At 42.0% G+C, this 23,698-nt stretch carries 27 protein-coding genes; 26 read left to right on the top strand and 1 reads right to left on the bottom strand.

All coding sequences use genetic code 11. From position 1 onward, the window contains the following. The first annotated feature begins 61 nt into the window (after positions 1-61). The 15 genes from AC3IPL_RS05730 to AC3IPL_RS05660 all read left to right on the top strand — a co-directional run bounded on the left by AC3IPL_RS05730 (position 62) and on the right by AC3IPL_RS05660 (position 11,931). Positions 62-532 (top strand): hypothetical protein, encoded by a 471-nt coding sequence (locus AC3IPL_RS05730; RefSeq protein ID WP_489239688.1) that lies wholly within the window; start codon positions 62-64, stop codon positions 530-532. A gap of 7 nt (positions 533-539) precedes the next feature. Then, a complete protein-coding gene (locus AC3IPL_RS05725; RefSeq protein ID WP_489242290.1) occupies positions 540-1,250 on the top strand; it encodes a demethylmenaquinone methyltransferase in 711 nt (236 codons plus the stop codon). Between the two features lie 11 nt (positions 1,251-1,261). Further along, the gene (gene hexs-b / locus AC3IPL_RS05720) at positions 1,262-2,197 is read left to right on the top strand and encodes a hexaprenyl-diphosphate synthase large subunit (protein WP_489239686.1); all 936 of its coding nucleotides are present in this window, start codon (positions 1,262-1,264) and stop codon (positions 2,195-2,197) included. A 69-nt stretch (positions 2,198-2,266) separates the two neighbouring features. Continuing rightward, positions 2,267-2,713: a nucleoside-diphosphate kinase gene (gene ndk, locus AC3IPL_RS05715; protein ID WP_489242288.1), complete on the top strand. Its 447-nt coding sequence runs from the start codon at positions 2,267-2,269 to the stop codon at positions 2,711-2,713. Positions 2,714-2,798: 85 nt separating this feature from the next. Continuing rightward, a complete protein-coding gene (gene aroC / locus AC3IPL_RS05710; protein WP_489239684.1) occupies positions 2,799-3,965 on the top strand; it encodes a chorismate synthase in 1,167 nt (388 codons plus the stop codon). Continuing rightward, positions 3,965-5,008 (top strand): 3-dehydroquinate synthase, encoded by a 1,044-nt coding sequence (locus AC3IPL_RS05705; RefSeq protein ID WP_489239683.1) that lies wholly within the window; start codon positions 3,965-3,967, stop codon positions 5,006-5,008. The genes aroC and AC3IPL_RS05705 overlap by 1 nt, the downstream gene beginning before the upstream one ends. Continuing rightward, positions 4,995-6,284, top strand: a complete 1,290-nt coding sequence (gene aroA, locus AC3IPL_RS05700; RefSeq protein WP_489239682.1) for a 3-phosphoshikimate 1-carboxyvinyltransferase — start codon at positions 4,995-4,997, stop codon at positions 6,282-6,284. Before AC3IPL_RS05705 ends, aroA begins: the two co-directional genes overlap by 14 nt. After that, entirely contained in the window at positions 6,281-7,495 is a 1,215-nt protein-coding gene (locus AC3IPL_RS05695) for a tetratricopeptide repeat protein (RefSeq protein WP_489242286.1), read from the top strand. The genes aroA and AC3IPL_RS05695 overlap by 4 nt, the downstream gene beginning before the upstream one ends. Beyond that, the gene (locus tag AC3IPL_RS05690; RefSeq protein ID WP_489239680.1) at positions 7,485-7,997 is read left to right on the top strand and encodes a YpiB family protein; all 513 of its coding nucleotides are present in this window, start codon (positions 7,485-7,487) and stop codon (positions 7,995-7,997) included. The genes AC3IPL_RS05695 and AC3IPL_RS05690 overlap by 11 nt, the downstream gene beginning before the upstream one ends. 4 nt (positions 7,998-8,001) lie before the next feature. Next, complete coding sequence (locus tag AC3IPL_RS05685) at positions 8,002-8,430, top strand: DUF2487 family protein (RefSeq protein WP_489239678.1); 429 nt, start codon at positions 8,002-8,004, stop codon at positions 8,428-8,430. A gap of 116 nt (positions 8,431-8,546) precedes the next feature. Next, positions 8,547-9,050 (top strand): QcrA and Rieske domain-containing protein, encoded by a 504-nt coding sequence (locus AC3IPL_RS05680; RefSeq protein ID WP_489239677.1) that lies wholly within the window; start codon positions 8,547-8,549, stop codon positions 9,048-9,050. Between the two features lie 12 nt (positions 9,051-9,062). Then, on the top strand, positions 9,063-9,737 hold the full coding sequence (qcrB, locus tag AC3IPL_RS05675) for a menaquinol-cytochrome c reductase cytochrome b subunit (RefSeq protein WP_133442826.1): 675 nt from the start codon (positions 9,063-9,065) through the stop codon (positions 9,735-9,737). Positions 9,738-9,769: 32 nt separating this feature from the next. Then, a complete protein-coding gene (locus tag AC3IPL_RS05670; RefSeq protein ID WP_489239676.1) occupies positions 9,770-10,558 on the top strand; it encodes a c-type cytochrome in 789 nt (262 codons plus the stop codon). A gap of 50 nt (positions 10,559-10,608) precedes the next feature. Then, positions 10,609-11,178 (top strand): DUF1405 domain-containing protein, encoded by a 570-nt coding sequence (locus AC3IPL_RS05665; protein WP_489239675.1) that lies wholly within the window; start codon positions 10,609-10,611, stop codon positions 11,176-11,178. A 57-nt stretch (positions 11,179-11,235) separates the two neighbouring features. After that, on the top strand, positions 11,236-11,931 hold the full coding sequence (locus AC3IPL_RS05660) for a zinc metallopeptidase (protein ID WP_489239674.1): 696 nt from the start codon (positions 11,236-11,238) through the stop codon (positions 11,929-11,931). Between the two features lie 39 nt (positions 11,932-11,970). Here the strand turns inward: AC3IPL_RS05660 and AC3IPL_RS05655 are convergent, their stop codons facing one another. Further along, the gene (locus AC3IPL_RS05655; protein ID WP_489239673.1) at positions 11,971-12,846 is read right to left on the bottom strand and encodes a YitT family protein; all 876 of its coding nucleotides are present in this window, start codon (positions 12,844-12,846) and stop codon (positions 11,971-11,973) included. 64 nt (positions 12,847-12,910) lie between these two features. On the opposite strand from AC3IPL_RS05655, the gene AC3IPL_RS05650 reads away from it, so the two are divergent. From AC3IPL_RS05650 to AC3IPL_RS05600, 11 genes are read left to right on the top strand one after another with little or no spacing between them, the layout of a single operon-like run. Then, entirely contained in the window at positions 12,911-13,234 is a 324-nt protein-coding gene (locus AC3IPL_RS05650) for a nucleotide pyrophosphohydrolase (RefSeq protein ID WP_489239671.1), read from the top strand. Next, positions 13,231-13,605 (top strand): methylglyoxal synthase, encoded by a 375-nt coding sequence (mgsA, locus tag AC3IPL_RS05645; protein ID WP_489239670.1) that lies wholly within the window; start codon positions 13,231-13,233, stop codon positions 13,603-13,605. Before AC3IPL_RS05650 ends, mgsA begins: the two co-directional genes overlap by 4 nt. Position 13,606: 1 nt before the next feature. Then, the gene (gene bshA / locus AC3IPL_RS05640) at positions 13,607-14,737 is read left to right on the top strand and encodes an N-acetyl-alpha-D-glucosaminyl L-malate synthase BshA (RefSeq protein ID WP_489239668.1); all 1,131 of its coding nucleotides are present in this window, start codon (positions 13,607-13,609) and stop codon (positions 14,735-14,737) included. Beyond that, on the top strand, positions 14,721-15,893 hold the full coding sequence (locus AC3IPL_RS05635; RefSeq protein ID WP_489239666.1) for a CCA tRNA nucleotidyltransferase: 1,173 nt from the start codon (positions 14,721-14,723) through the stop codon (positions 15,891-15,893). Before bshA ends, AC3IPL_RS05635 begins: the two co-directional genes overlap by 17 nt. Continuing rightward, on the top strand, positions 15,880-16,860 hold the full coding sequence (locus tag AC3IPL_RS05630) for a biotin--[acetyl-CoA-carboxylase] ligase (protein WP_489239664.1): 981 nt from the start codon (positions 15,880-15,882) through the stop codon (positions 16,858-16,860). The genes AC3IPL_RS05635 and AC3IPL_RS05630 overlap by 14 nt, the downstream gene beginning before the upstream one ends. Before the next feature lies 1 nt (position 16,861). Continuing rightward, positions 16,862-19,459, top strand: a complete 2,598-nt coding sequence (locus tag AC3IPL_RS05625) for a helicase C-terminal domain-containing protein (protein ID WP_489239662.1) — start codon at positions 16,862-16,864, stop codon at positions 19,457-19,459. 60 nt (positions 19,460-19,519) lie between these two features. Continuing rightward, entirely contained in the window at positions 19,520-20,707 is a 1,188-nt protein-coding gene (locus AC3IPL_RS05620; protein ID WP_489239660.1) for a pyridoxal phosphate-dependent aminotransferase, read from the top strand. Further along, entirely contained in the window at positions 20,704-21,996 is a 1,293-nt protein-coding gene (asnS, locus tag AC3IPL_RS05615; RefSeq protein ID WP_489239658.1) for an asparagine--tRNA ligase, read from the top strand. The genes AC3IPL_RS05620 and asnS overlap by 4 nt, the downstream gene beginning before the upstream one ends. Before the next feature lie 54 nt (positions 21,997-22,050). Beyond that, a complete protein-coding gene (locus AC3IPL_RS05610; protein WP_489239656.1) occupies positions 22,051-22,728 on the top strand; it encodes a DnaD domain-containing protein in 678 nt (225 codons plus the stop codon). Further along, a complete protein-coding gene (gene nth, locus AC3IPL_RS05605) occupies positions 22,718-23,377 on the top strand; it encodes an endonuclease III (RefSeq protein ID WP_489239654.1) in 660 nt (219 codons plus the stop codon). The genes AC3IPL_RS05610 and nth overlap by 11 nt, the downstream gene beginning before the upstream one ends. After that, positions 23,367-23,696, top strand: coding sequence for a YpoC family protein (locus tag AC3IPL_RS05600; RefSeq protein ID WP_489239652.1), 330 nt, complete (start codon positions 23,367-23,369; stop codon positions 23,694-23,696). Before nth ends, AC3IPL_RS05600 begins: the two co-directional genes overlap by 11 nt. Positions 23,697-23,698 lie beyond the last annotated feature (2 nt).

Here is a 23,698-nt window from a genome sequence, read left to right as displayed (position 1 = left end):
TTTTTGTTTAACTATCTTATATTTAAGTTATAATATACAAGTAATGACTGGAGGAATAACGATGGATTTCATTGCACAATACAAACATGATAATCAATTGCTGGAACAGCGGTACTCATCATATACGTGCCCTGAAATCAATCCTTACATAGCAGCAATCGTTGAACGACTGGAAATCAGCAGTAATGTCAAAAAGGCAGTGATAGCAATTGATTCCAGTATGCGTTTTGCAGATTTAATCACCCATGACAATAAAGCGACCGCTTTACTGACGACCGATCTGTTAAGTGCATTATTTTACCGCTATATGGCTGAGCAGTTCAATCCTGAGCAATTTAAGCGATTAACTCAGACAGTAAAAGATCAGAATGTCTGGAAGTCACAGTACAAGGAGAGCGGCGATATAAATTTGATTGAAAAAATCGAAACCGCTTTTGTTGCTCCGTTCACCACATTGAGTCATGATGAGATTAATGCATTGCTGAATGAATCAACATATAATAAAAATAAAAGTAGGTGCAATATTGAGTAGACAGGAAATGCCGAAAACACAGGAAGAAAAGACAGAACTCGTTCACGGAGTGTTTGAGAATATCTCTACACGATATGATCGCTTGAATGATATCATCAGTTTTAATCAACATAAAAGCTGGCGTAAAAAAGTAATGAAACGCATGCAGGTAAAACGAGGTGCTAAAGCACTGGATGTCTGTTGCGGAACAGGAGACTGGACACTTCAATTATCTAAAGCAGTCGGTGACAAAGGTCATGTTACAGGACTTGACTTCAGTGCAAATATGCTGAAAGTTGCTGAAGAAAAATGTGCATTGATCAACAACATCGATTTAGTACAAGGCAATGCGATGGAACTTCCGTTTGACGATCATCAGTTTGACTATGTGACGATTGGATTTGGTCTCAGAAATGTACCTGATTATCTGCAGGCACTGAAAGAAATGTACCGTGTCGTCAAGCCCGGCGGTATGGTTGTCTGTCTTGAAACAAGCCAGCCGACGATGCCGTTATTCAAGCAGGGTTATCAAGTTTATTTCAAATTCATTATGCCGCTATTCGGTAAAGTTTTTGCTAAGTCTGAAAATGAATACAACTGGCTGCAGCAGTCGGCTTTCGAATTCCCCGGCAAGTTCGAACTGGCAAAATTATTCGCTGAATCAGGATTCGTCAATATTGAGTTCAAAGGATTTACTGGTGGCGTGAGCGCTATGCATATCGGTTACAAACCACATTAAGGATGGTCACTATGAACGAAAGTATCAAAGAAGTTGAATCTTTATTAAATGATGTCATCAATGATGACTATTCATTATTGAATGAGGCAGGGAAACATATACTGACATCAGGCGGTAAAAGAATTCGCCCTTATTTTGTACTGCTGTCAGGTACGTTTGGGAGTACTAATGACCAAACACTGATAAAAACAGCGACTGCGCTTGAGATCATACATATGGCAAGCCTTGTCCATGACGATTATATCGATAACAGTGCTAAGCGCCGGGGCGTGAATGCTGTTCATGAGGAATGGGATGCGCCTGTTGCGATTCAGACAGGGCATTATTTTCTGGCGGCTGCATTGAATTTAATTGCTGATATTGACAATGAACGCTATCACCAGTATTTTGCTGATGTCATTCTCGAAGTGAGCTATGGTGAATTCGCTCAGCTGGAAGACCAGTATCAAACTAACGTCACTTTCAGAAAATACTTGCGGCGAATCAACAGAAAGACGGCTATCCTACTTGAAGCAAGCTGTAAACTTGGTGGCATGAGTACCGGGGCTTCTGACAAACATATCTATCATTTAGGTAGATTCGGTCATTTTGTTGGAATGAGTTTTCAGATTATCGATGATGTGCTCGATTACACCAGCACAGAAGAGCAGCTTGGGAAACCCGTTGGCAGTGATATTAGAAATGGGCATGTGACCCTTCCACTGATGGTTGCTCTCAGTCATGATGCCCATTTAAAACAACTGATGACAGAGCTTCATCCCGATCAGACAGACCAGTATTTTGATCAGGTCATCCAGTCTGTCCGTCAGTACGGTATCAAAGAATCACTCGAAATCAGTGCCACTTATTCTCGTAAGGCTCATGAACATTTACTGCAGCTTCCAGAAACACCTGCCCGTGCAAAAATGATGAAACTTCTGACTAGGTTGACACAGCGGACTCATTAGACGTTGTAAGAAATCGTTTTCAATGGTAAACTATTTTTGGATTTATATTAAACAAAGGTAGGGATAATGATGGAAAGAACTTTTTTAATGATCAAACCCGACGGTGTCGGCCGCAATTTAATCGGTGAAATCGTCAAACGTATTGAAAATAAAGGCCTTAAAATTGTAGGCGCTAAACTGATGACAGTATCAGAAGAGTTAGCTGAAACACATTATGGTGAACATAGTGAACGACCATTCTTCGGAGAACTTGTTGACTTCATTACTTCGGGGCCAGTCTTTGCGATGGTACTTGAAGGAGATAATGTTGTTCAAGTGGGCCGTACATTAGTAGGTGTTACGAATCCTTCTGAGTCGCTGCCAGGCACAATTCGCGGTGACTTCGGTCTGACAGTAGGAAAAAATATCATTCATGGTTCTGATTCAGTGGAATCTGCCAATAAAGAAATTGCTTTATGGTTCAAAGAAGAAGAGTTAGTAGACTACAATTTAGTCAATGCCACTTGGGTATACTAATTAATATTTAATGTCGTGCTGAGGCACGACTTTTTTATTTTATGGTAAACTATGAGTACTTAAAAGTGTGAGAGGATGAGTAAATGTGAGATTTTTAACAGCGGGCGAATCACATGGCCCACAATTAACCGTCATCATTGAAGGAATTCCAGCTAATCTTCAGCTGACAGCAGAAGAAATTACTGAAGAACTCCTCAAGAGGCAGGGAGGCTATGGTCGCGGCCGACGCATGCAGATTGAAAAGGATACTGTTGAAATCATGTCTGGTGTCAGAAATGGTTATACACTAGGAAGTCCTATTACACTTGTTGTTACGAATGATGACCATAAACACTGGCTGAAAATTATGGGAACAGCGCCGATTGATGAATCAGCACAAGAGCAGATGAAGCGGGTCATCACAAAACCACGACCTGGCCATGCAGATTTGGTTGGCGGGATGAAATACAACCATCGTGATCTGAGAAATGTTCTTGAACGTTCAAGCGCCCGTGAAACAGCTGCAAGGGTTGCTGTCGGTGCGGTGTCGAAGATATTGCTTAAACAGCTGGATATTCAGATCATCAGTCGTGTCAAAGAAATTGGCGGCATTAAAGATGACGGACAGTATACTTGGGCCGAAATAGCAGCAGGAAATGATAGCAATGATGTCAGATGCTTGGATGCAGCTGTAGCGGAACAGATGCGGGAACGAATTGATGCCGCAAAAAAAGCGGGTGATTCAATTGGGGGAGAAGTGGAAGTCACTGTGATCAATTGTCCACCTGGACTCGGGAGCTATGTCCATTACGACCGGAAGCTTGACGGCCGCATTGCACAGAGTGTCGTCAGCATCAATGCATTCAAGGGCGTATCTTTTGGAGAAGGCTTCAAGTTGAGCAGTCTCCCTGGCAGTGAGGTCCAAGATCCTATTGCCTATGATGAGAGCGAAGGGTATTACCGCTTAAGTAATCATCTTGGTGGATTTGAAGGCGGAATGACTAATGGTATGCCTATTACAGTAAATGCTGTCATGAAACCCATCCCAACGCTGTATAAGCCGCTTCCATCTGTCGATATCGCTACGAAAGAAACCTATCAGGCAAGTATTGAACGGTCAGACAGCTGTGCTGTGCCTGCCGCTTCCATTGTTTGTGAACATGCCGTTGCCTTTGAAATTGCACGTGCAGTGCTCGAAGAGTTCCAGTCTAATCATATGGAACAGCTGATAGCGCAAGTGAATCGCTACCGAGATGAAGTGAGGGAGTTTTAATGGAACTGACGACCACTTATTCTGATCGCAATTATCCGATTGTCATCGGAGATATGGCGTTAGCAAAACTTAGTGAAATCAATCATTACCAGCATTATATATATATTATCGACAAACAAGTGAGTCATTATCACCACGAAAAAATTAAAAAATTGATTAAAGAGCCGGACCTTGTCTTTGAAGTAGATGGAGGAGAACGTCTGAAGACTATCGAGGAATATTCAGCTGTTATTGAGGCTATCCTTGCATCAGGTGTGTCTCGTCAATCGGTTGTTATTGCAGTTGGCGGTGGAAGCGTAGGAGACTTCGCAGGATTTATTGCAGCGACGTTACTGCGAGGTGTTGATTTTATACAAGTACCGACGACCATTCTCGCGCATGACTCGAGTGTCGGCGGAAAGACCGGAATCAACAGTCATGCAGGAAAGAACTTGATAGGTGCGTTTAAACGCCCGGCTGGTGTTTATTACGATCTGTCATTTTTGACCTCATTATCCTACAACGAAAAATTAAGCGGCTTTGCTGAAGTCATTAAACATGCGATGCTTGAATCTGAAGAAGTAAGACAGCAGCTTGAGCATGACATCCCGACTTCATTCGAACTCAATCAGCTCAATCGGATGGAACATTGGATAATGGCGGGCATTAAGAAGAAGCTCGATATAGTAGTGGCAGATGAATATGAACATGGAATGAGAAGCTATTTAAATTTAGGGCATACATTCGGCCATGCAGTAGAGTTTAAGCATAAGATTGCTCATGGTCATGCTGTGATGATCGGGCTTCTCTACATGGAGATACTGTCTGGGAGGCATCCATTGCAGCTGCTGAAGTGGTTTCACGCATTGCACCTCCCTCTACCGCGTTTTGATGATTTCTCCTGTTATTATGATTTGATGAAAAAAGATAAAAAAAATAAAGATGAATATATTCAATTTGTACTGCTTGAAGATAGGCCGTATATGAAAAGCTTCGGTTATCATGAGCTGTTGCTGGCCTTTCAGCAGTTAACGTCATTATTAGGAGGATATGATGACCATTAAATTAACTGGCCCATTACAAGGATCTACTTCTGTTCCGGGCGACAAATCAATCACACACCGCGCGATTATACTGAGTTCTCTAGCGCAAGGGACTTCTGCCATCAGACGGCCGCTGCTCGGTGAAGACTGTCTGTCGACTATTGATGTCTTCAGAAGGCTGGGTGTGGCTATTACAGTAAGCGATGAGCAGGTCACAGTGACGTCTGAAGGATTTAAGAATTTCAAAGAACCCGTCCAAGTGCTGTATACAGGTAATTCGGGTACGACTACCCGCCTGCTTGCAGGAGTCATGAGCGGCATGCCTTTTAGAACGATATTAGCTGGAGATGCATCTATCGGCAGACGTCCGATGGAACGTATCATTGATCCGCTGACGGCTATGGGTGTCAGAATAACAGGCAGCCACAATAACAGCAGAACACCGTTGCTGATTGAACCTTCTGTAGTCAGCGGGATTCATTATGAGATGCCTGTTGACAGCGCTCAAGTGAAATCTGCTATTCTATTTGCTGGATTATATGCCAAGCAGCCTGTCATCATTACTGAGCGGGTTAAAACACGAAATCATACAGAAACCATGTTTCCAGTCTATGGGATTGACATCTCAGTAGACGATCATACCATAACTCTGCCGCCTGGGGCTGTCGAACAGCTGAAGGCTGGTGATTTTACTGTGCCGGGTGATATATCGTCTGCCGCCTTTTTAATGGCAGCTGCTCTGATAACACCAGGTAGTGATGTGGTGCTTAACCATGTTGGCATCAATACCACGAGAGATGGAATGATAGACGTCATCAAAAGGATGGGGGGGTATATAGAAGTCACTGACGTCACATCTACCGGTGAACCGACAGCGACCATCAGAGTTCGTTATACTGAACATTTGCTTCCTATTACTATCGAAGGCGATCTAATACCAAGATTGATTGATGAACTGCCGATTATTGCATTATTGATGACACAGGCAGACGGCACGAGTATGATAAAGGATGCAGAAGAACTGAAAGTCAAAGAAACGAACCGAATTGATGCAGTTGTCGAAGAGCTTAGGAAGTTAGGATTTAAGTTGACTGCTACTCATGATGGTATGATAATTGAACCCGGTCGAACGGCTCGACAAGACGTGACGGACAGCCGGGGCGATCATAGAATCGGCATGATGCTTGCAACAGCCAGTCTGTTACTTGATGAACCCGTTACAATTAAAGGATTTGAAAGTATCGCAGTATCGTTTCCCGACTTTATGGAGACAATGAATAAGTTAGGAGCACAATAATGGATGTCTATCAGATTATAGATAAAGTACATTTACAGCACATTGAGTCCATTGATGAAGAGGTAAATGAAGTTTTAACCTCCGATGATCATGAAGGACTGTTTATTCTAGGAGAAACATTGTATCAATATGGTCTAGTGCCTCAAGGAATGAAGATTTTTGATGTCCTCTACCATCAATTTCCTGACGAAATTGAACTGTTGGTCTATTATATCGAAGGACTCATCGATGAAAACCAAGTTGACAAGGCACTAGAAGTACTTCATCATGCACCGCCTACAACAGAACGGTACTTACTGGAAGCGGATGTCTACCAGCAGCAAGGAATGGTAGAAGTAGCACTTGATAAGTTGAGGACTGCAGAAGAGATGGCACCGGATGAACTGATCATTACATTCGCACTTGCAGAACTGTTCTATTATGACGGTGAATATTTACAGGCAGCAAGAAGATATGAAACTTTGCTGAATCATGGTGAATCGGTCATTAACCAGGTCAATATCAACAGCCGCCTTGCTGATGCGATGCTGCAGAGCGGTAACTACGAAGAAGCTGAGCAGTACTACAGCAAGCTGGAAGAGAAAGAGATGACGAGTGATGATTTCTTTAAAAAGGCCATCGCTTTAGAAAAGAATGATCATCTGCCGGATGCCATCCAAGTTTTAACAACATTACTGGATAAAGACCCTGACTATATGCAGGCGTATTTACTGCTCGTCAATTTGTATGAAGCAGAGCGATTGTACGATGAAGCCATCATCGTCGGTAAACAAGGACTTGCACTGAATGAATTCTTCAAAGAGCTGCTCGTGGATACAGCGCGTGTAATGCTGCATGTAAAAAATCAGGAAGCTGAACCATATTTAATTCAAGCACTCACTATCGATCCCTCTTATACGGAGGCTGCGCTTCTTTTATCTGACTACTACAAAGAAAACGAGATGTTCGAAGAATCCGTAAGACTGTTTTCATTGATTGATGAGGATGATGTCGACCCTATCGTCAAATGGAATCTTGCTTATAGTTATCAGCAGCTTGAACGCGATACAGAAGCCAGACATTTTTATGAACAGGCTTACAGTGATCTGAATGAAAATATTGATTTTCTTCATGACTACTACAATTACCTGCTGGAAATCGGCCAGGACGCATCTCCTATCAGTGAGCAGCTTGTTAAATTAGACCCAGGTTTTGATCCTTATGACAGATAATTCTATGCTCAACGTCGTTGAACGGCGTCGAGGACTTCTGAAGTATGCACTCTATCATTACTTGATTGATCAGAAAGAAACCGTATGGGTGCTTAACTTTCTTAAGGATCACAGAGTGCTTGAGCACTTTGTATTTGTCAGTCCTGCAGGCGAACTGTCAGAAGGACTGACATTGACGCATTCACATCAGCTGTTGTTTCATTACAAAGGTAGAATTATTACAGAGGCCGATGTTATTTTTCATCTGTTAAATGAAATTGAAGGAGAGTTCTATTTTTATTTTGCTTTCCATGAACCTAAATTCAATGAATTGCAGTATTATGAACGATTGGTTGCGCTGATCGATAGACGACAGATGCCGGACAGCTTTGCGTATTTAAACCCATTAGAACGGCAGCGGCTGGCTGAGATAATCAGCGAAAAAGTAGATATGTCACTGTTACTTCATGATAAAGATGATTTTGACTATTTCAGTACTATTATTAAAAAACTAAAGGACTGACACGATGTTATTTAATTACAGAGATCTAAAAGAAATCAAACATCAGCTGGAATACATCGACACAGCGATTATTCCAGTTATCGATGTGGACTATAGAGGTCAGTTGATGACGATAGTCGACCAGTTCGAAATCATTCAATTGATGACGATGCAGGTTGAAAATCAATTCAAAGGTCGCGTGCTGCTGATTCCACCGGTACAAGTGCAGGAAGATTATACATTGACAACGGTCATCGCTGAACAGTTGAAAAGCTACGGCTTGAAAAATATTATGTTTGTTACAGCAATGTCCAGTAAACTGCAGACTACTGAACATCATTTTAAAGTTAATATATTCCCGCTGGAAACGATGCACGATGAATTCAAGGAAGACATGATAGATAATCAAGTGAAAGATCTGATGCGTGAAATTATTAAGATGTGGAATAAGTAACGTTATTTAATCGACTTATTTCCGCCATTATATTGACCATCATTAGTTATTAGGCTAAAATTGATATGTCCTAGTATATTTTTAAGAAAAAGAAGCGTTAGAGGGGGGAAATCTAAATGAGCCAACGTGTCACAAGACGCCAATTTTTAAACTATTCCCTGATGGGAGTTGGGTCATTTATGGCAGCAGGTATCGTTTTGCCGATGGGTCGATTTGCATTGGATCCAGTCTTCAAATCAGGTTCTGCAGGCGGTATGATAACAACAAGCGTCAAAATATCAGAACTTAAAGAAGAACCTACTAAAGTAGATTTTAAGTTCGAACAAAAAGACGCATGGTATACAAGCGAAGTGACTGCGTTTGCATGGGTTTACAAAGACGGCGATAACGTAGTCGCACTTTCACCGACATGTAAGCACTTGGGCTGTACAGTCAACTGGAACGGTGACAAAGAGAATCCGAATCAATTCTTCTGCCCATGTCATAATGGTCGTTACGAGAAGAATGGCAAAAACATTCCTGGTACACCACCACTTGCACCGCTTGACCAGTATGAAACTGGCGAAAAAGGCGGCATGCTGACAATCGGTAAAAAGCATCCAAATGAGTTAGCAAAATAAGGAGGGTAAATAATGATCGAGAAAATCTATGATTGGGTCGATGATAGACTTGATGTAACACCAATCTGGCGTGATATCGCGGATCATGAAGTGCCTGAGCATGTCAACCCTGCTTATCACTTTTCTGCTTTCGTCTATTGTTTTGGTGGTTTAACATTTTTCATTACTGTGATCCAAGTGCTGTCAGGAATGTTCCTGACTATGTACTATGTTCCTGATATTGTGAATGCATGGAAATCAGTTTATTACTTGCAGCATGATGTTGCAGCTGGTGTCATTGTCCGCGGTATGCACCACTGGGGTGCGAGTTTAGTTGTCGTGATGATGTTCCTGCATACACTTCGTGTGTTCTTTACAGGATCATACAAACAACCTCGTGAATTGAACTGGGTTGTCGGTGTGTTAATTTTCTTCGTGATGCTTGGTTTAAGTTTCACAGGGTACTTGTTACCATGGGATATGAAAGCATTGTTTGGAACAAAGGTAGGTCTGCAGATTGCAGAAGCCGTTCCATTCATTGGTGGATGGGTGAAAACATTGCTTGCTGGTGACCCGGAAATCGTCGGTGCTCAAACATTGACACGTTTCTTCGCTATCCACGTCTTCTTCCTGCCGGCATGTTTATTCGCGTTATTAGCGGCGCATTTTATCATGATCAGAAAACAAGGTATTTCAGGCCCACTATAAGACCGAATATACTATAAAGGAGGTAATGAGGAATGCATAAAGGTAAAGGTATGACATTTGTTGGTGACTCTCGTATTAAACAATACAAGAAAGCCAAATTAAATAGAGATTATTCAGAATTTCCTGGTAAAACCGAAAGTTTCTGGCCCGATTTCTTACTGAAGGAATGGATGACTGGTGCAGTATTCTTAGTGGCATTTCTATGCTTGACTGTAGCTCATCCTTCACCGTTGGAACGTGTAGCTGACGCTTCAGATACTGGTTATACACCACTTCCAGACTGGTACTTCCTGTTCTTGTACCAAATTCTGAAGTATACTTACGCATCTGGTCCATTCAATACATTCGGTGCTATCGTGCTGCCGGGTATTGCCTTTGGTGCTTTACTGCTTGCACCATGGTTAGACCGTGGTCGTGAACGTAAATGGTACAAACGTCCTATCGCTTCTGGATTAATGCTATCAGCAGTTGCTATTATTTTCTATACAACATGGGAATCTTCTGCTTACCATGACTGGGAGAAGCAGGAAGCGCAAGGTGCGATTTCATTTACGAACTTAGATAAAACGGATCCAACTTATGAAAACATCATTAAATCGAACTGTACAAGCTGTCATGGTGGTGAATTGACAGGCGGGGCTGGTCCAAACTTAGTTGAATCAAAACTTCCAGCAGCAGGTGTCAAAGGATTTGTAGAAAATGGTGCTGGTGCAATGCCATCATTCAAAGATACATTGACTGATAAACAAATTGACGAGGTTGCTAAATTCATCGAAGGTCTTCACGAAACAGATAAAGATGGCAATGAAATCAAAAAATAATTCATTAGGAGTCATCTGATAAGATGGCTCTTTTTTTATAGGGAGGCCACATGAAACAGCAGTATTACTTTTGGTTGATGAACAAATATTTCCTCATATTTTTAATGATTTGCAACCTTCTTGGAACTTTATACGGCTATTACTGGTACGGCGGACAGCTGTCACGGACAGAATGGTATTTCATGCCGTTTGTACCTGACAGCCCGACTGCTTCTTTATTTCTAGTGATTGCACTGACACTGATCGTATTAGGTAGACATTCAGGTCTTATGGAATCACTTGCCTTTGTGACACTCATTAAATATGGGGTCTGGGCTGTGGTTATGAATCTATTTACTTTTATTGAACTTGGCGAGGTGACTAGTATGGGATTGATGCTGTGTGTGTCCCATAGCATCATGGCAATAGAAGCGTTCATATTTCTGCCATTTTTCAAAATTAAGAAGTGGCATATACTTGCAACAATCATCTGGGTCTTTCATAATGATGTCATAGATTATGTCTATATGCAGTATCCAGTTTACAGCATGCTGGAACAATATATTCGTCATATCGGTTACTTTGCATTCTGGCTGTCGGTGATTCCTATAGTGATACTATGGAGAAAATTAATCAGATAATATCATTTGACTTAATCTGACCATCTTTATAAAATAACATTAAAGGAGAGTGTATGAATGGGTTATATTATATATTTTGTATTGATTATGTTAGTACCTATGTATTTTCAGGCTCGAGTAAAATCCACCTATAATAAGTACTCTAAGGTAAGATCAACTTCAGGTAAATCAGGTAAGCAGGTGGCAGAAGAAATACTTGCTGCTAATGGGATTCACGATGTAGAAGTTATTGAAGGTCAAGGCTTTTTGTCTGACCATTATGATCCAAGAAGCAAACGTGTCGTCTTAAGTCCATCTAACTTCAGACAACCAAGTGTGGCAGGCACTGCTATTGCTGCTCACGAAGTAGGGCATGCCATTCAGCACGCTACGGGCTATGGTTTCTTGAAATTCAGAACAAGCTTATTGCCGCTTGCTAACTTAGGAACATCTTTCAGTTATTTACTGATTATGATCGGTGCGGTATTAACAAGTATTTCAAGCACTGGTGGTGGTATCGGTTCAATGGCAATCTGGGCGGGTGTCGCATTGATGGCATTTGCAGTATTGTTCTCTATCGTAACGTTACCGGTTGAATTCGATGCAAGTAAACGTGCGATGAATCAAATTCAACAGCTTCAAATGGTCGATGCACAGGAATATCGTCATGCGAAGTCAGTCTTATCTGCCGCTGCGATGACTTATGTGGCAGCAACTGCTATTGCTGTTGCAGAGTTTGTCAGAATGTTTATGCTGGCAAGAAGCAGCGACTAATAACTAAAAAAGAACTCAACGATTACGTTGAGTTCTTTTTTAGTTTTGTTCGAGTAACTGTTTGTTCTCATCCAGCGTGAATCCTTCACCAAGGACGTCATGGACTTCAAGCAGTGAGACAAAAGCATGGGGATCAATCACATGAACCAGTTGTTTCAGTCGAGTGATTTCATTTTTAGGCACTACACAGTATAACATCGGACGGTTTGCTTTAGAATAATGTCCCTGCGCTGAAATTTGAGTGACCCCCCGTTCCAGCTGCTTATTGATTTCGTCTCCGAGCTGTTCATAATGTTCAGAAATGATTAACGCACCTCGAGCTGAATAGCCGGCATCTTGTATCGCATCGATGACTCTGGAACCGACGAAGACACAGACAAGTGTATATAACGTCAGTTTGTAATCACCGATTGTCAGTAACGTCAGAAGGATGACAAAACAATCAAAGATGAACATCGTTTTGCCCATAGCAACATCAAAATATTTCTTCATGAGACGTGCAACAATGTCTACGCCGCCAGTTGTCCCTCCAAAGCGGAAAATAATTCCGAGGCCGATACCAATCAGCACACCGCCGCATAATGCAACGAGCATCAAGTCATCCTTAAGATTGATATGAGCAGGAAACTGTCCGCACAAATAGAGGAAGACTGATACACTCAGAGTGCCGATCAGCGTGTAGATGAATGACGTCTTACCGAGCAGACGATAACCGACAAAGAACAACGGAATATTGAAAATTAGATTCAGTACAGCAGGACTCCAGTCAAATAAATGATATAATATAAGAGCGATACCAGTGAAGCCACCTTCAGTTAAATGGTGTGCCATATTAAAGTTGACAATGCCGAAACTAAAGATAAAACTTCCAAGTAGTATCATCAAAATGTTCAACGGCTTAATAGTAAAACGCAAATAGATACCCCCTTTACCATTTAATAATAAACGTGAACGGTATAGATAGGCAATAGGAGGATGTATGAAAAGTTTAGCAGACATGCAGCATGAAGTCGATCAGTATATCAATCAGTTTAAAGCAGGTTATTTTTCTCCGATGGAAAACATGGTACGGTTAACAGAAGAAGTCGGTGAATTAGCTCGCGAAATCAACCATGTCTATGGACCCAAACAAAAGAAACTATCTGAACAGGAAAAAGACATTGGCATGGAACTCGCCGATAATTTATTTGTTCTGATCTGCCTGGCTAACTCCATGGACATTGATTTGACGGATTACTTTCAACGCACAATGGATAAAGTCAATACAAGGGACAAAAACCGTTTTGAAAGGAGAACAGAATGAAATTTGCGATTATTGCACACGACCAGAAAAAAGAGGCGCTCGTCAATTTTATACTGCAGCATCTGGATGAATTTAAAAAACATGAGTTATTTGCGACCGGAACGACTGGTCAGCGTGTCTCTGACCAGACAGGATTGAATGTCCATCGTTTTAAATCAGGTCCGCTCGGAGGAGACCAGGAGATTGGAGCACTTGTCGCTAATCAGGACATTGATGCGATATTTTTCTTCAGAGATCCCCTCACTGCACAGCCGCATGAACCTGATGTCTCTGCACTGTTGCGATTGTCAGATGTCTATGATGTTCCGTTAGCAACGAATGAAGGCAGCGCCAGTGCGATTATTAGTTACTACGAAAGTTTAGGTGAATAGTATGAAGATAGGAATTACATGTTATCCAACGATGGGTGGATCAGGCATCATTGCAACAGAACTGGGATTAAAGATGGCTGAACGAGGCCACGATGTTCATTTTATTACATCGAATACTCCTTTTAGAATCCAGTTTCAGCGGCCTAATATTACGCTGCACCAAGTAGATGTCAACCAATATGCCGTCTTTCAATATCCGCCGTATGACATCACACTGGCAACAAAAATCGCTGAAGTCATCAATGCCTATGATCTTGATGTGCTCCATATGCACTATGCAGTCCCTCATGCCATCTGTGGTATACTGGCGCGTCAAATTGCCAGAAAAGATGTCAAAATCGTCACCACACTGCACGGGACGGATATCACAGTTCTTGGATATGATTCCACTCTGCGTGAAGCCATTAAGTACGGTATTGAAGAAAGTGATGTCGTGACGAGTGTCAGTCATGCATTGATTGAGGAAACAATGCAAGTCATCAATCCTGACAAAAATATTGTCACTGTGTACAACTTCATCAACGAAAAAGATTTTACAGTGAACACGAATGCCGAATTAAAACGAAATTATGCGATTCCTGATGATTATAAAGTCATCACACATGTCTCGAACTTCCGTAAAGTGAAACGAATTCAGGATATTATCCAAACCTTCAAAAAAGTACGAAGTCAACTCAAAGTGAAGTTGTTGCTGATCGGGGACGGTCCGGAACTGTCAAAAATGCGCCAGCTTGCGAAACGACTGGGTATAGCGGATGATGTGCTGTTCATCGGAAAACAGGAACAGGTAGCGCCGTTCTACCAATTGTCTGACTTATTCCTGCTGATGTCAGAAAAGGAAAGCTTCGGTCTTGTTCTTCTTGAAGCCATGTACTGTGGTGTCGTTTGTATCGGCACACGAGCTGGCGGCATCGGCGAAGTCATCCAGCATGACAAGACAGGTTTACTTGTAGACGTCGGAGACACAGAGGCAGCGAGCCGTTATGCGGTTAAATTACTGACAGATGATGTGTATTACAGAAAATTACAGGAAGAGATGCTGGTTGATATCAATGAACGATTTGCCTCTGACCATATTACCAATCAGTATGAGCAGCTATACCAGGAGTTAATCAATGGACAATCTCGCTAAATTGCAGACAGCAGTGCCGCTGATCGAACAGCTGGAAAGACATGGCCACCGTGCTTTCATTGTCGGTGGTGCAGTCAGAAATCACCTGCTCAATATACCCATCAATGATGTGGATATAGCAACGAGCGCCACTCCGGAAGAGGTTGAACATATTTTCAGCCGCACTATACCAGTAGGCAAGGAGCATGGCACGATGATGGTGCTTTACGAAGGTGACTCTTACGAAGTGACGACCTTTAGAGTGGAAGGTAGTTATGATGATTACAGGCGGCCGGACAACGTGTTTTTTGTGACTGAACTTAAGGATGATCTGTTGAGACGGGATTTCACCATCAATGCGATGGCTCTTGACAGGCAGTTTCAAGTGGTTGATTATGTCGGCGGTCAACAGGATCTTCAAAATAAATATATTCGTGCAGTGGGAAATGCTTATGACCGCTTTTCTGAGGATGCTCTTCGTATGCTTAGAGCCTGCCGCTTTCAAAGTGCTTTAGACTTTGCCATTGAACCACAAACGAAACAAGCAATGGTGACGCACAGTGCGCTGATGCGTCACGTGTCCATTGAACGTATCATCGTGGAAGTCAAGAAGCTGTTAGCAGGATTAAATCCTGCTTCAGCGATGACAACGATGGAACATACATATTTATACCAGTCCATACCAGTCTTCAGTCAGATGAAACAGCTGTACAAGCCGGTTCGTGCAGTGACTTTTGAATCCTATATGGGCTATTGCCTATACAAGGACATGATTGCTTGTCATGATATATCGCAGCTGAAGTTATCGAATCATGAAGTGAAGCGAATAAAAGCAGCGCGTGCTATTTATACAGAACTGTCGGAGAATCATCCACTGCCGCTTACGGTCTACCATTACGGCACATTGACGGGAGATTGTTTGAACATGCTTGCTGCACTAGGTGAACAAGTAAACGTGACTGTTGATGATGTGAATGCTATTTTAGTTCAACTCCCCATCAAGGAACGGTCAGATATGATGATTGATGGCCATGACTTGATGACACATCTCAATAGAAGAGGCGGAAGCTGGCTGAAAGAAATACTTCTTGAAATAGAAGAATTGATAGTGCTCGGCAGACTGCCGAATTGTCAGAAAGATATACTAAAGTGGGTAGATAACCATGTCAAAATATAAATATAAGATTCTGTCCTATCTCTATGACCATAAAGACAACTATGTGTCTGGTCAGAAGGCAGCCGAACAACTGAATATCAGCAGGACTGCTGTATGGAAAACTATCGAGAGTTTAAAACAGGAAGGATTTGTCATTGGATCTGTTCAGAACAAAGGGTATAAGCTCGTCTCTTTCCCTGACGTCTGGGACAATAATCTGATGAAACTGATGATCAGGACATCGACTGATTTTAACGCTATTCATGTTTATCAAGAAGTGACTTCCACACAGAAAATTGCACAGGAAAAATTGCTTGAAACTGATGAGCCGTTCATTGTCATCAGTGAAATACAGACAGAAGGCCGTGGTAGATTCAATCGCGTCTGGGATTCTCAAGGAAAGAAAGGACTATGGATGAGCGTCGTGTTCCATCCACAGATCTCATTTCAGAAGATCACGACCTTCAATTTGTTTATATCTCTTGCTATTGCAGAGACAATCCGCAGTGAATACGGGGTAAAAGCAGAGGTCAAATGGCCGAATGATATTTATATTCATGATCGAAAAGTATGTGGGTTTTTAACAGAGATCAATGGTGATTCAACAAGTGTGAAGCATATTATCTGCGGCATAGGCATCAACCTTAATCACGAGGCGAGTGATTTTCAGGATGATTTAACAGACAGGGCGACAAGTATTGCACTCGAGAGTGGCGCAGCAGTCAATCGCTATCAGTTTTTCGAGTCTTTATGTAGACGGCTTGCACATTACTATCAATTATTTCTCACTCATGACTTTAATGAAATTAAAGACCAGTACAAAAGCTATTCGAATATTTGGGGCAGGGTGCTCCGATACACTGAAGGGAATAAGCAGATAATGGGTGAAGCGATTGATATAATGGATGACGGGCGACTCATTGTTGTCGATGATACTGGTCATAGACATCAATTTATCAGCGCTGATATAGAAATGCAGGTGGATTAACATGCAGCTTGCAGTAGTAGATATTGAAACGACTGGTAATAATGCAGCAGTAGATGAAATTATTCAGATTGGCATTGTCATTGTGGACAATCATCAAATCATCCAGAAGTTTGACAGCTATATCTATACAGATGAAACGATTTCACCATTTATCGAATCACTGACAGGCATCAACAATGACATGGTGAGAGATGCCCCGTCATTTGATCAGATTGCCCCGCGCATTTTGGAGCTGCTGCAAAATAGAGTGTTTGTAGCACATAATATTAACTTTGATTTAAATTTTCTGATGCAGCTGTTCAATAAATATGAGATGCATTTTGATCCTAAATATACGATTGATACGGTAGATCTCTTCAAAATATTTTATCCAGACCAGTCGAGTTATCAGCTGGGTGTAATAGCAGCGGCGCTCGATGTCACGCTCGATGATGCACATTCCGCGATAGCTGATGCTCAGGCAACTGCTGAATTGTTGATCAAGTGTCTCGGCAAAGCGGCTTCACTTCCAAAGAAGACCCTTATTCAGCTCTATCATCTATCAAAGAAACTTAAAAATGATATCGATCATCTGCTCTTTCCGATCATTGAAAATCATCGAGGTCAGGATGTTCTGCCTGAAGCTTCAGGGTTGAAATATGTCGCTTCATCTAGAAATTACGTCCATTCTACACTGGACATGACACTGGCTCAGTTTTACCGGAAGATCATTAAAGATAACGGTTTGAACGACCGGAAGGAACAGCTCTATTTGACTGAGTTGATCTATGACAATATGGTGAATAACAAAGTAAAATTGATTGAAGCGGAAGTCGGCAGCGGCAAGACGCTTGCTTATTTAACAGCCGCTGTTTACTACGTTCTTACACATGAGGAAAACATACTGCTGTCGACTGCTACAAAAGCACTGCAGCAGCAATTGATTCATGCTGATGCCTTGAAGATTGAACAGACGCTGCAGAGTGAACTACCACTCGTACTGCTGAAAAGTAAACGCAATTATATTTCGGTTGAATTCGTCAAATTTATTGTTGAAGATAAAAAAGAAAATCATGATATTCTGCTTCTTAAAATGCAGCTCCTGGTGTTTTTATTGGAGGGCAGTGACGGTGATATCGAACGCATCAACTTGAATGGTGGAAGAAAAATCTACTTTGATTTAATGAGAAATTTATATAAAGCTAGACAGGACACTTATTTATATCAAGATGTCAAAACCATCAATGTACCGATGCTCGGCATTACCAACCATTCACATCTACTTCATTCCGGACATGAAGGGTTTCCTAAATATTTTAATCATCTGGTCATTGATGAAGGGCATCAATTGCAGGAAGTAGCTATCAATCATACGTATACGGAATGGAGTTATCAGATTGTCAAATACAACTTGTCACAGCTGTCAAAAGAAGACGGACTATTGTTCACTGAATATAACACGATGTCATATGATAAGATGACGATTGATTCGATAGGGACGTCTTATATTGAACTGAAAGATCAGCTCATGGAGATTGAACAATTGAATGATCAGTTTTTTGATGATTTAAGCAAGCAGGCGGAACCACATCATTTTCAGCGTCTGTCAGAAACTAGTCAGCTGCTGAGTCAACTGGTGGAGTGTCTGAAGTCATTTAATGAGACGATCGAACATCTCCCGTTCAGCCGCCTGGTCAAAAAACAGTCGAGGTATGTCTATCAAATCTTTCAGCAGATGAAAAGCGCTGTAGACAAGCAGAAGCTGGTTTTTTATTCAACGACTAATGCAAATAAAGCTACTTTATGCATCTATGTGAAAGATCGTAAAATTGATGACATCTTCAATCAGCAGTTGATCCAGCATTTTCATTCCTTGACATTATTGTCAGGGTCGCTGCTGCTGGATCAATCCGTCAAGCATTTAAATCCGCTGTTCGGTCAGCACGACAAAGATATCATCGCTTTTAATCCAGCGCATCGGAATCAAAAAGTAACGTTTTTTATTCCTGATGATGTGCCGCTATTTAATTTTCGATCAACTGATGCATTTATTCAGCAGGTCGTCCTCTACATTACTTCTTATTTGGCAACAGGCCATAAAAAGATGCTTGTCCTGTTCAATAACTATCAGCTGATTCAGGAAGTTGAACAGTACTTGGAGTCAGTGACAAGTCATGTCATGCTGGTGCAGACACCGCAGTCAAACCCGCATAAACTGCTGACTCAGTTCAACCAGCTGGATAGTGGTGTACTACTAGGGACACAGTCATTTTATGAAGGACTTGACTATCAGTCCACAGAATTTAAATGCGTCATGATTGTCAGTCTGCCGTTCATCCATCCGAATGATAAGCGTGTCATGCTCATGCAGGATGAAACAGCAGACAGTTTTGACAATTATCAGCTGCCCTATGCGGCGACAAAGGTGAGACAAGCAGCCGGGCGGTTGATCCGTCATGAAGATGATGACGGCATCATCATCTGTATGGACCGGAGAATAGTTGAAGCACATTATCACAAAGTGTTTGACAGTGTGCTGAAACAATATCAAATTGAACGAGGCAATCTTTCAGAGTTCATCTGCTGGATTGAGAAAAATAAGCCTGCTGTAAATAAATGATTTAAAGAATAGCGCTAACTTTGGTAAAATAAAACTATCATATGGTTAAGGAGCTGACCCATGGAACTATCTAACAGAGTCAAACAATTAACACCGTCATCGACATTAGCCATTACAGCCAAAGCTAATGAACTGAAGGCTAATGGTGAACCTGTCATCGGTCTTGCTGCAGGAGAGCCGGACTTTAATACCCCGGATCATATAATCGATGCTGCATTTAAGGCCGTTCAGGATGGTCAGACAAAATATACGCCGGCGGGGGGATTACCGGTATTAAAGAAAGCCATCCAGCAGAAACTGGCAAAAAATCATCTTGACTATGAGTTAAATGAAATCATGGTAGCATCGGGTGCTAAGCATGCCCTTTATAACTTGTTTCAGTCTATCTTGAATGAAGGTGATGAAGTCATTATTCCTATCCCGTATTGGGTGAGTTATCCTGAACAGGTCATTCTTGCCGGCGGTAAACCCGTCTACGTGTTTACTGATGAAACGACAGATTACAAAGTAACGAAAGAGATGCTTGAATCAATAGTGACGCCGCGGACAAAGGCGGTGATTGTGAATACTCCAAATAACCCATCCGGTGTCGTCTATGACCGGAAAGAACTTGAAGCTGTCGCTGAGTTTGCAGTGAAGAACAACATCATTGTTGTATCAGATGAGATCTATGAAACATTGATCTATGATGGCAGCCATGTGAGCATTGCAAGTTTAAACGATGATATCAAGCGGCTCACGGTCGTCATCAACGGTGTGTCAAAAAGTCATTCGATGACCGGCTGGCGTATTGGATATGCGGCAGGAGATGCTGCATTGATCAAAGCGATGACAGATCTTGCAAGCCATTCGACCAGTAATCCGACGACACCTTCTCAGTGGGCTGCGGTCGAGGCATATAATGGTGACGAGACATTCATCAATGAGATGAACAGTATCTTTAAAGAGCGACTGGAGACTATCTATCCGAAACTGATGGAAATACCAGGAATTCGATGTATTAAACCTAAAGGTGCATTCTACTTGTATCCGAACGTCAAAGAGACCGTTCGATTATGTGGCTATCAGTCAGCAGATGAATTTGTTGAACAGCTGCTCGAACAGGCCCTTGTAGCGGTAGTTCCAGGTTCAAGCTTCGGTTCACCTGACAATATTCGTCTGTCCTATGCGACAGATTTAGATTCAATGCTGGAAGCCATCAAAAGAACGAAACAATTTGTAGAGAAAAGAATGGAGAACAACTCATGAAAATAACGATTCATCAAGCCGGCAGTCATGTCGGTGATACAGTTACTATCGGTGCATGGATTTTGAACAAACGCTCGAGCGGCAAAATTGCATTCCTGCAGTTAAGAGACGGAACAGGATTTATGCAGGCTGTCGTCGTCAAGGAAAATATCGGTGAAGAACTATTCAAAACTGCAAAAGGTATCACGCAGGAGACCTCTTTGTATATTACAGGTGTCATTAAAGAAGACGACCGTTCTGATTTTGGTTATGAGATGGAAGTCACTGACCTTGAAGTGATTCATGAGGCAGTCGATTATCCTATCACACCGAAAGCACATGGTCCAGAATTCCTGCTCGATCACCGTCACTTATGGCTGCGTTCTAAACGCCAGCATGCGGTTATGAAAATCAGAAATGAAGTGATTCGTGCGACTTATGAATTCTTCAATCGTGAAGGTTTCACTAAAATCGATCCACCGATTTTAACAGGCAGTGCACCTGAAGGAACAAGTGAACTGTTCCATACGAAATACTTCGAGGAAGATGCCTTTCTATCACAAAGCGGACAGTTATATATGGAAGCGGCAGCGATGGCTCATGGTAAAGTCTTCTCATTCGGTCCGACATTCCGTGCTGAGAAATCTAAAACGAGACGTCATTTAATTGAATTCTGGATGATTGAGCCTGAGATGGCATTTTGTGACCATGAAGAGAGCCTGGTAGTACAAGAAAACTATGTCAGCTTTGTTGTGCAGTCCGTCCTTAAAAATTGTGAGCTCGATCTTAAAATTCTTGGTCGCGATACTGAAAAACTTTCAAAAGTGACGGCGCCATTCCCAAGAATCACCTATACAGAAGCTATCAAGCTGCTGAAAGAATGGAATTTTGATGATATTGAATGGGGAGACGACTTCGGTGCACCACACGAAACAGCTATCGCCAATCATTTTGATCTGCCGGTCTTCATCGTCAACTACCCGACGAAAATCAAGCCGTTCTACATGCAGCCGAACCCTGAGGAAGAAGGCACAGTGAAGTGTGCTGACTTGATTGCACCGGAAGGTTACGGTGAGATCATCGGAGGCTCTGAACGTATTAATGATCTGGAGCTCCTTGAGGCACGTATAAATGAGCATGGGCTTGATCCGGCTGCTTATACGTATTATACGGACCTTCGTAAATACGGCAGCGTGCCGCATTCAGGCTTCGGTCTTGGTCTAGAACGTACGGTTGCCTGGCTGTCCGGAGTAGAACATGTCAGAGAGACCAGCCCGTTCCCAAGATTACTGAACAGATTGTATCCATAATAATTCAAAGAGGCTGAGACGTAAGTCTCGACCTCTTTCTTGTAGGTGAAGACTATGCTCCAATTTATTAATCAGCAGCTGGCAGTACCAAAGAGTCTCATTAAAGATTATACAAAGTTGAATATCAATGAAACAGAACTTGTGATACTGCTCAAGCTGGTGCTGATCAGCAGTGAGACAAGTGAGATGCCTTCATTTGAAGCTATCGCACAAGAGACATCACTTGATGAAAATCAGGTTGCAGCTCTGATACAAGGGTTGATTCAAAAGGATATTTTGACAGTTACAGTCGGTCATTCAGACCAGCAGTACAGTGAGCATTTTTCGCTGACACCACTGGACGAACAACTATCAGAATTAGCGGACAAGATGTCTAATAACGACTCAATAGAGAAGCAGATGAATTTCACGCAGTTATTTGAACGTTTTGAAGTGCAGTTCGGCCGGCCGTTGACTCCGATTGAAATGCAGACATTGACCCACTGGATAGATACGGATCACCACTCAGTAGAATTGATTCATGCAGCAATGGACGAAGCAGTTGTTCATGATAAGATCAGTTTCAAATATATTGACCGAATTTTACTGAACTGGAAAAAACGAAATGTCAAAACAGTGGATGACTCTAGAACTGTCAGAAAAGATTATCAGCAGACAAAACAATTTACAAAAACAGTGGAAAACTTTCCGGTTTTCGACTGGGTGAATGGAGAAAATCCATATGATAAGTAAGAAGAAGGTCATGGAAATGCTGGATGTCATTGATGATATGTTCCCTGACGCAGAATGTGAACTCATTCATGACAATCCGTTTGAACTGACGATTGCTGTATTGATGTCAGCGCAGTGTACAGATGCAGCGGTCAATCGAGTGACCCGAACGTTATTTCAGAAATATAAGACGCCGGAAGATTATCTGGCTGTACCGGTTGAAGAGTTGATGGATGATATCCGCTCAATCGGACTATACCGCAACAAAGCAAAGAACATTCAGGCATTATGCCGGATGCTGATCGATCATTATGACGGCGAAATTCCAAGAGCGCATAGTGAACTCGTCAAACTACCGGGAGTAGGGAGAAAGACTGCGAATGTCGTTGTCTCTGTTGCATTCGGAACGCCAGCATTAGCTGTCGACACTCACGTTGAACGTGTTTCTAAACGACTTGGTATTTGTAAGTGGAAAGATAATGTGACTGAAGTTGAAGAGACGTTGTGCAGCAAGATTCCTCGCGAACGATGGAATAAGACACATCACCAGCTGATTTTCTTCGGTCGTTATCATTGCACGGCACGGCAGCCAAAGTGTCTCGAATGTCCATTACTTGAAGACTGCCGCGAAGGGCGTAAGCGGAAGAAGGTGATTACTGATGCAGAGTGAAGCATGGTTTTCAGCTAAGGAAAATAGGTTGGACGAGTTAGCGGAAATCAAGCAGCTTCATCATGATGAAGGTCTACAGCTGATATCAGACTACCGTTCAGCACTGCTTGACATGATGTTTGAAATCAACGACCGTGACAGAGTGGAGCTGTCCGAGCTTGAAGCGCTTGAATATAAACCATTGAATGTCGTGGAGCGGGTTGATTATTTCTCCCAGGATAAGTTTCATTTTATGAGATATCAGCAGATGAAGACGATGCGACAAGAACTGAAAAAACTCAAGGCAGTCATGGAAATAAGAAAAAATAGAAACAAATAAAA

It is taken from the genome of Macrococcus sp. GL_134 (assembly GCF_057834705.1).
The sequence above is the reverse complement of the archived record's forward strand: the minus strand, read 5'-3'. Positions and strand labels throughout refer to the sequence as shown.

Coding starts and splice junctions, on each gene's coding strand:
- mgsA (WP_489239670.1), top strand. CDS start 13,231: ATGAAATTTGCGATTATTGCACACGACCAGAAAAAAGAGGCGCTCGTC.
- AC3IPL_RS05620 (WP_489239660.1), top strand. CDS start 19,520: ATGGAACTATCTAACAGAGTCAAACAATTAACACCGTCATCGACATTA.
- AC3IPL_RS05670 (WP_489239676.1), top strand. CDS start 9,770: ATGCATAAAGGTAAAGGTATGACATTTGTTGGTGACTCTCGTATTAAA.
- AC3IPL_RS05625 (WP_489239662.1), top strand. CDS start 16,862: ATGCAGCTTGCAGTAGTAGATATTGAAACGACTGGTAATAATGCAGCA.
- nth (WP_489239654.1), top strand. CDS start 22,718: ATGATAAGTAAGAAGAAGGTCATGGAAATGCTGGATGTCATTGATGAT.
- AC3IPL_RS05725 (WP_489242290.1), top strand. CDS start 540: ATGCCGAAAACACAGGAAGAAAAGACAGAACTCGTTCACGGAGTGTTT.
- AC3IPL_RS05665 (WP_489239675.1), top strand. CDS start 10,609: ATGAAACAGCAGTATTACTTTTGGTTGATGAACAAATATTTCCTCATA.
- ndk (WP_489242288.1), top strand. CDS start 2,267: ATGGAAAGAACTTTTTTAATGATCAAACCCGACGGTGTCGGCCGCAAT.
- asnS (WP_489239658.1), top strand. CDS start 20,704: ATGAAAATAACGATTCATCAAGCCGGCAGTCATGTCGGTGATACAGTT.
- AC3IPL_RS05630 (WP_489239664.1), top strand. CDS start 15,880: ATGTCAAAATATAAATATAAGATTCTGTCCTATCTCTATGACCATAAA.
- AC3IPL_RS05635 (WP_489239666.1), top strand. CDS start 14,721: ATGGACAATCTCGCTAAATTGCAGACAGCAGTGCCGCTGATCGAACAG.
- AC3IPL_RS05730 (WP_489239688.1), top strand. CDS start 62: ATGGATTTCATTGCACAATACAAACATGATAATCAATTGCTGGAACAG.
- AC3IPL_RS05600 (WP_489239652.1), top strand. CDS start 23,367: ATGCAGAGTGAAGCATGGTTTTCAGCTAAGGAAAATAGGTTGGACGAG.
- AC3IPL_RS05680 (WP_489239677.1), top strand. CDS start 8,547: ATGAGCCAACGTGTCACAAGACGCCAATTTTTAAACTATTCCCTGATG.
- AC3IPL_RS05705 (WP_489239683.1), top strand. CDS start 3,965: ATGGAACTGACGACCACTTATTCTGATCGCAATTATCCGATTGTCATC.
- aroA (WP_489239682.1), top strand. CDS start 4,995: ATGATGACCATTAAATTAACTGGCCCATTACAAGGATCTACTTCTGTT.
- bshA (WP_489239668.1), top strand. CDS start 13,607: ATGAAGATAGGAATTACATGTTATCCAACGATGGGTGGATCAGGCATC.
- AC3IPL_RS05685 (WP_489239678.1), top strand. CDS start 8,002: ATGTTATTTAATTACAGAGATCTAAAAGAAATCAAACATCAGCTGGAA.
- qcrB (WP_133442826.1), top strand. CDS start 9,063: ATGATCGAGAAAATCTATGATTGGGTCGATGATAGACTTGATGTAACA.
- AC3IPL_RS05650 (WP_489239671.1), top strand. CDS start 12,911: ATGAAAAGTTTAGCAGACATGCAGCATGAAGTCGATCAGTATATCAAT.
- hexs-b (WP_489239686.1), top strand. CDS start 1,262: ATGAACGAAAGTATCAAAGAAGTTGAATCTTTATTAAATGATGTCATC.
- AC3IPL_RS05610 (WP_489239656.1), top strand. CDS start 22,051: ATGCTCCAATTTATTAATCAGCAGCTGGCAGTACCAAAGAGTCTCATT.
- AC3IPL_RS05690 (WP_489239680.1), top strand. CDS start 7,485: ATGACAGATAATTCTATGCTCAACGTCGTTGAACGGCGTCGAGGACTT.
- AC3IPL_RS05660 (WP_489239674.1), top strand. CDS start 11,236: ATGGGTTATATTATATATTTTGTATTGATTATGTTAGTACCTATGTAT.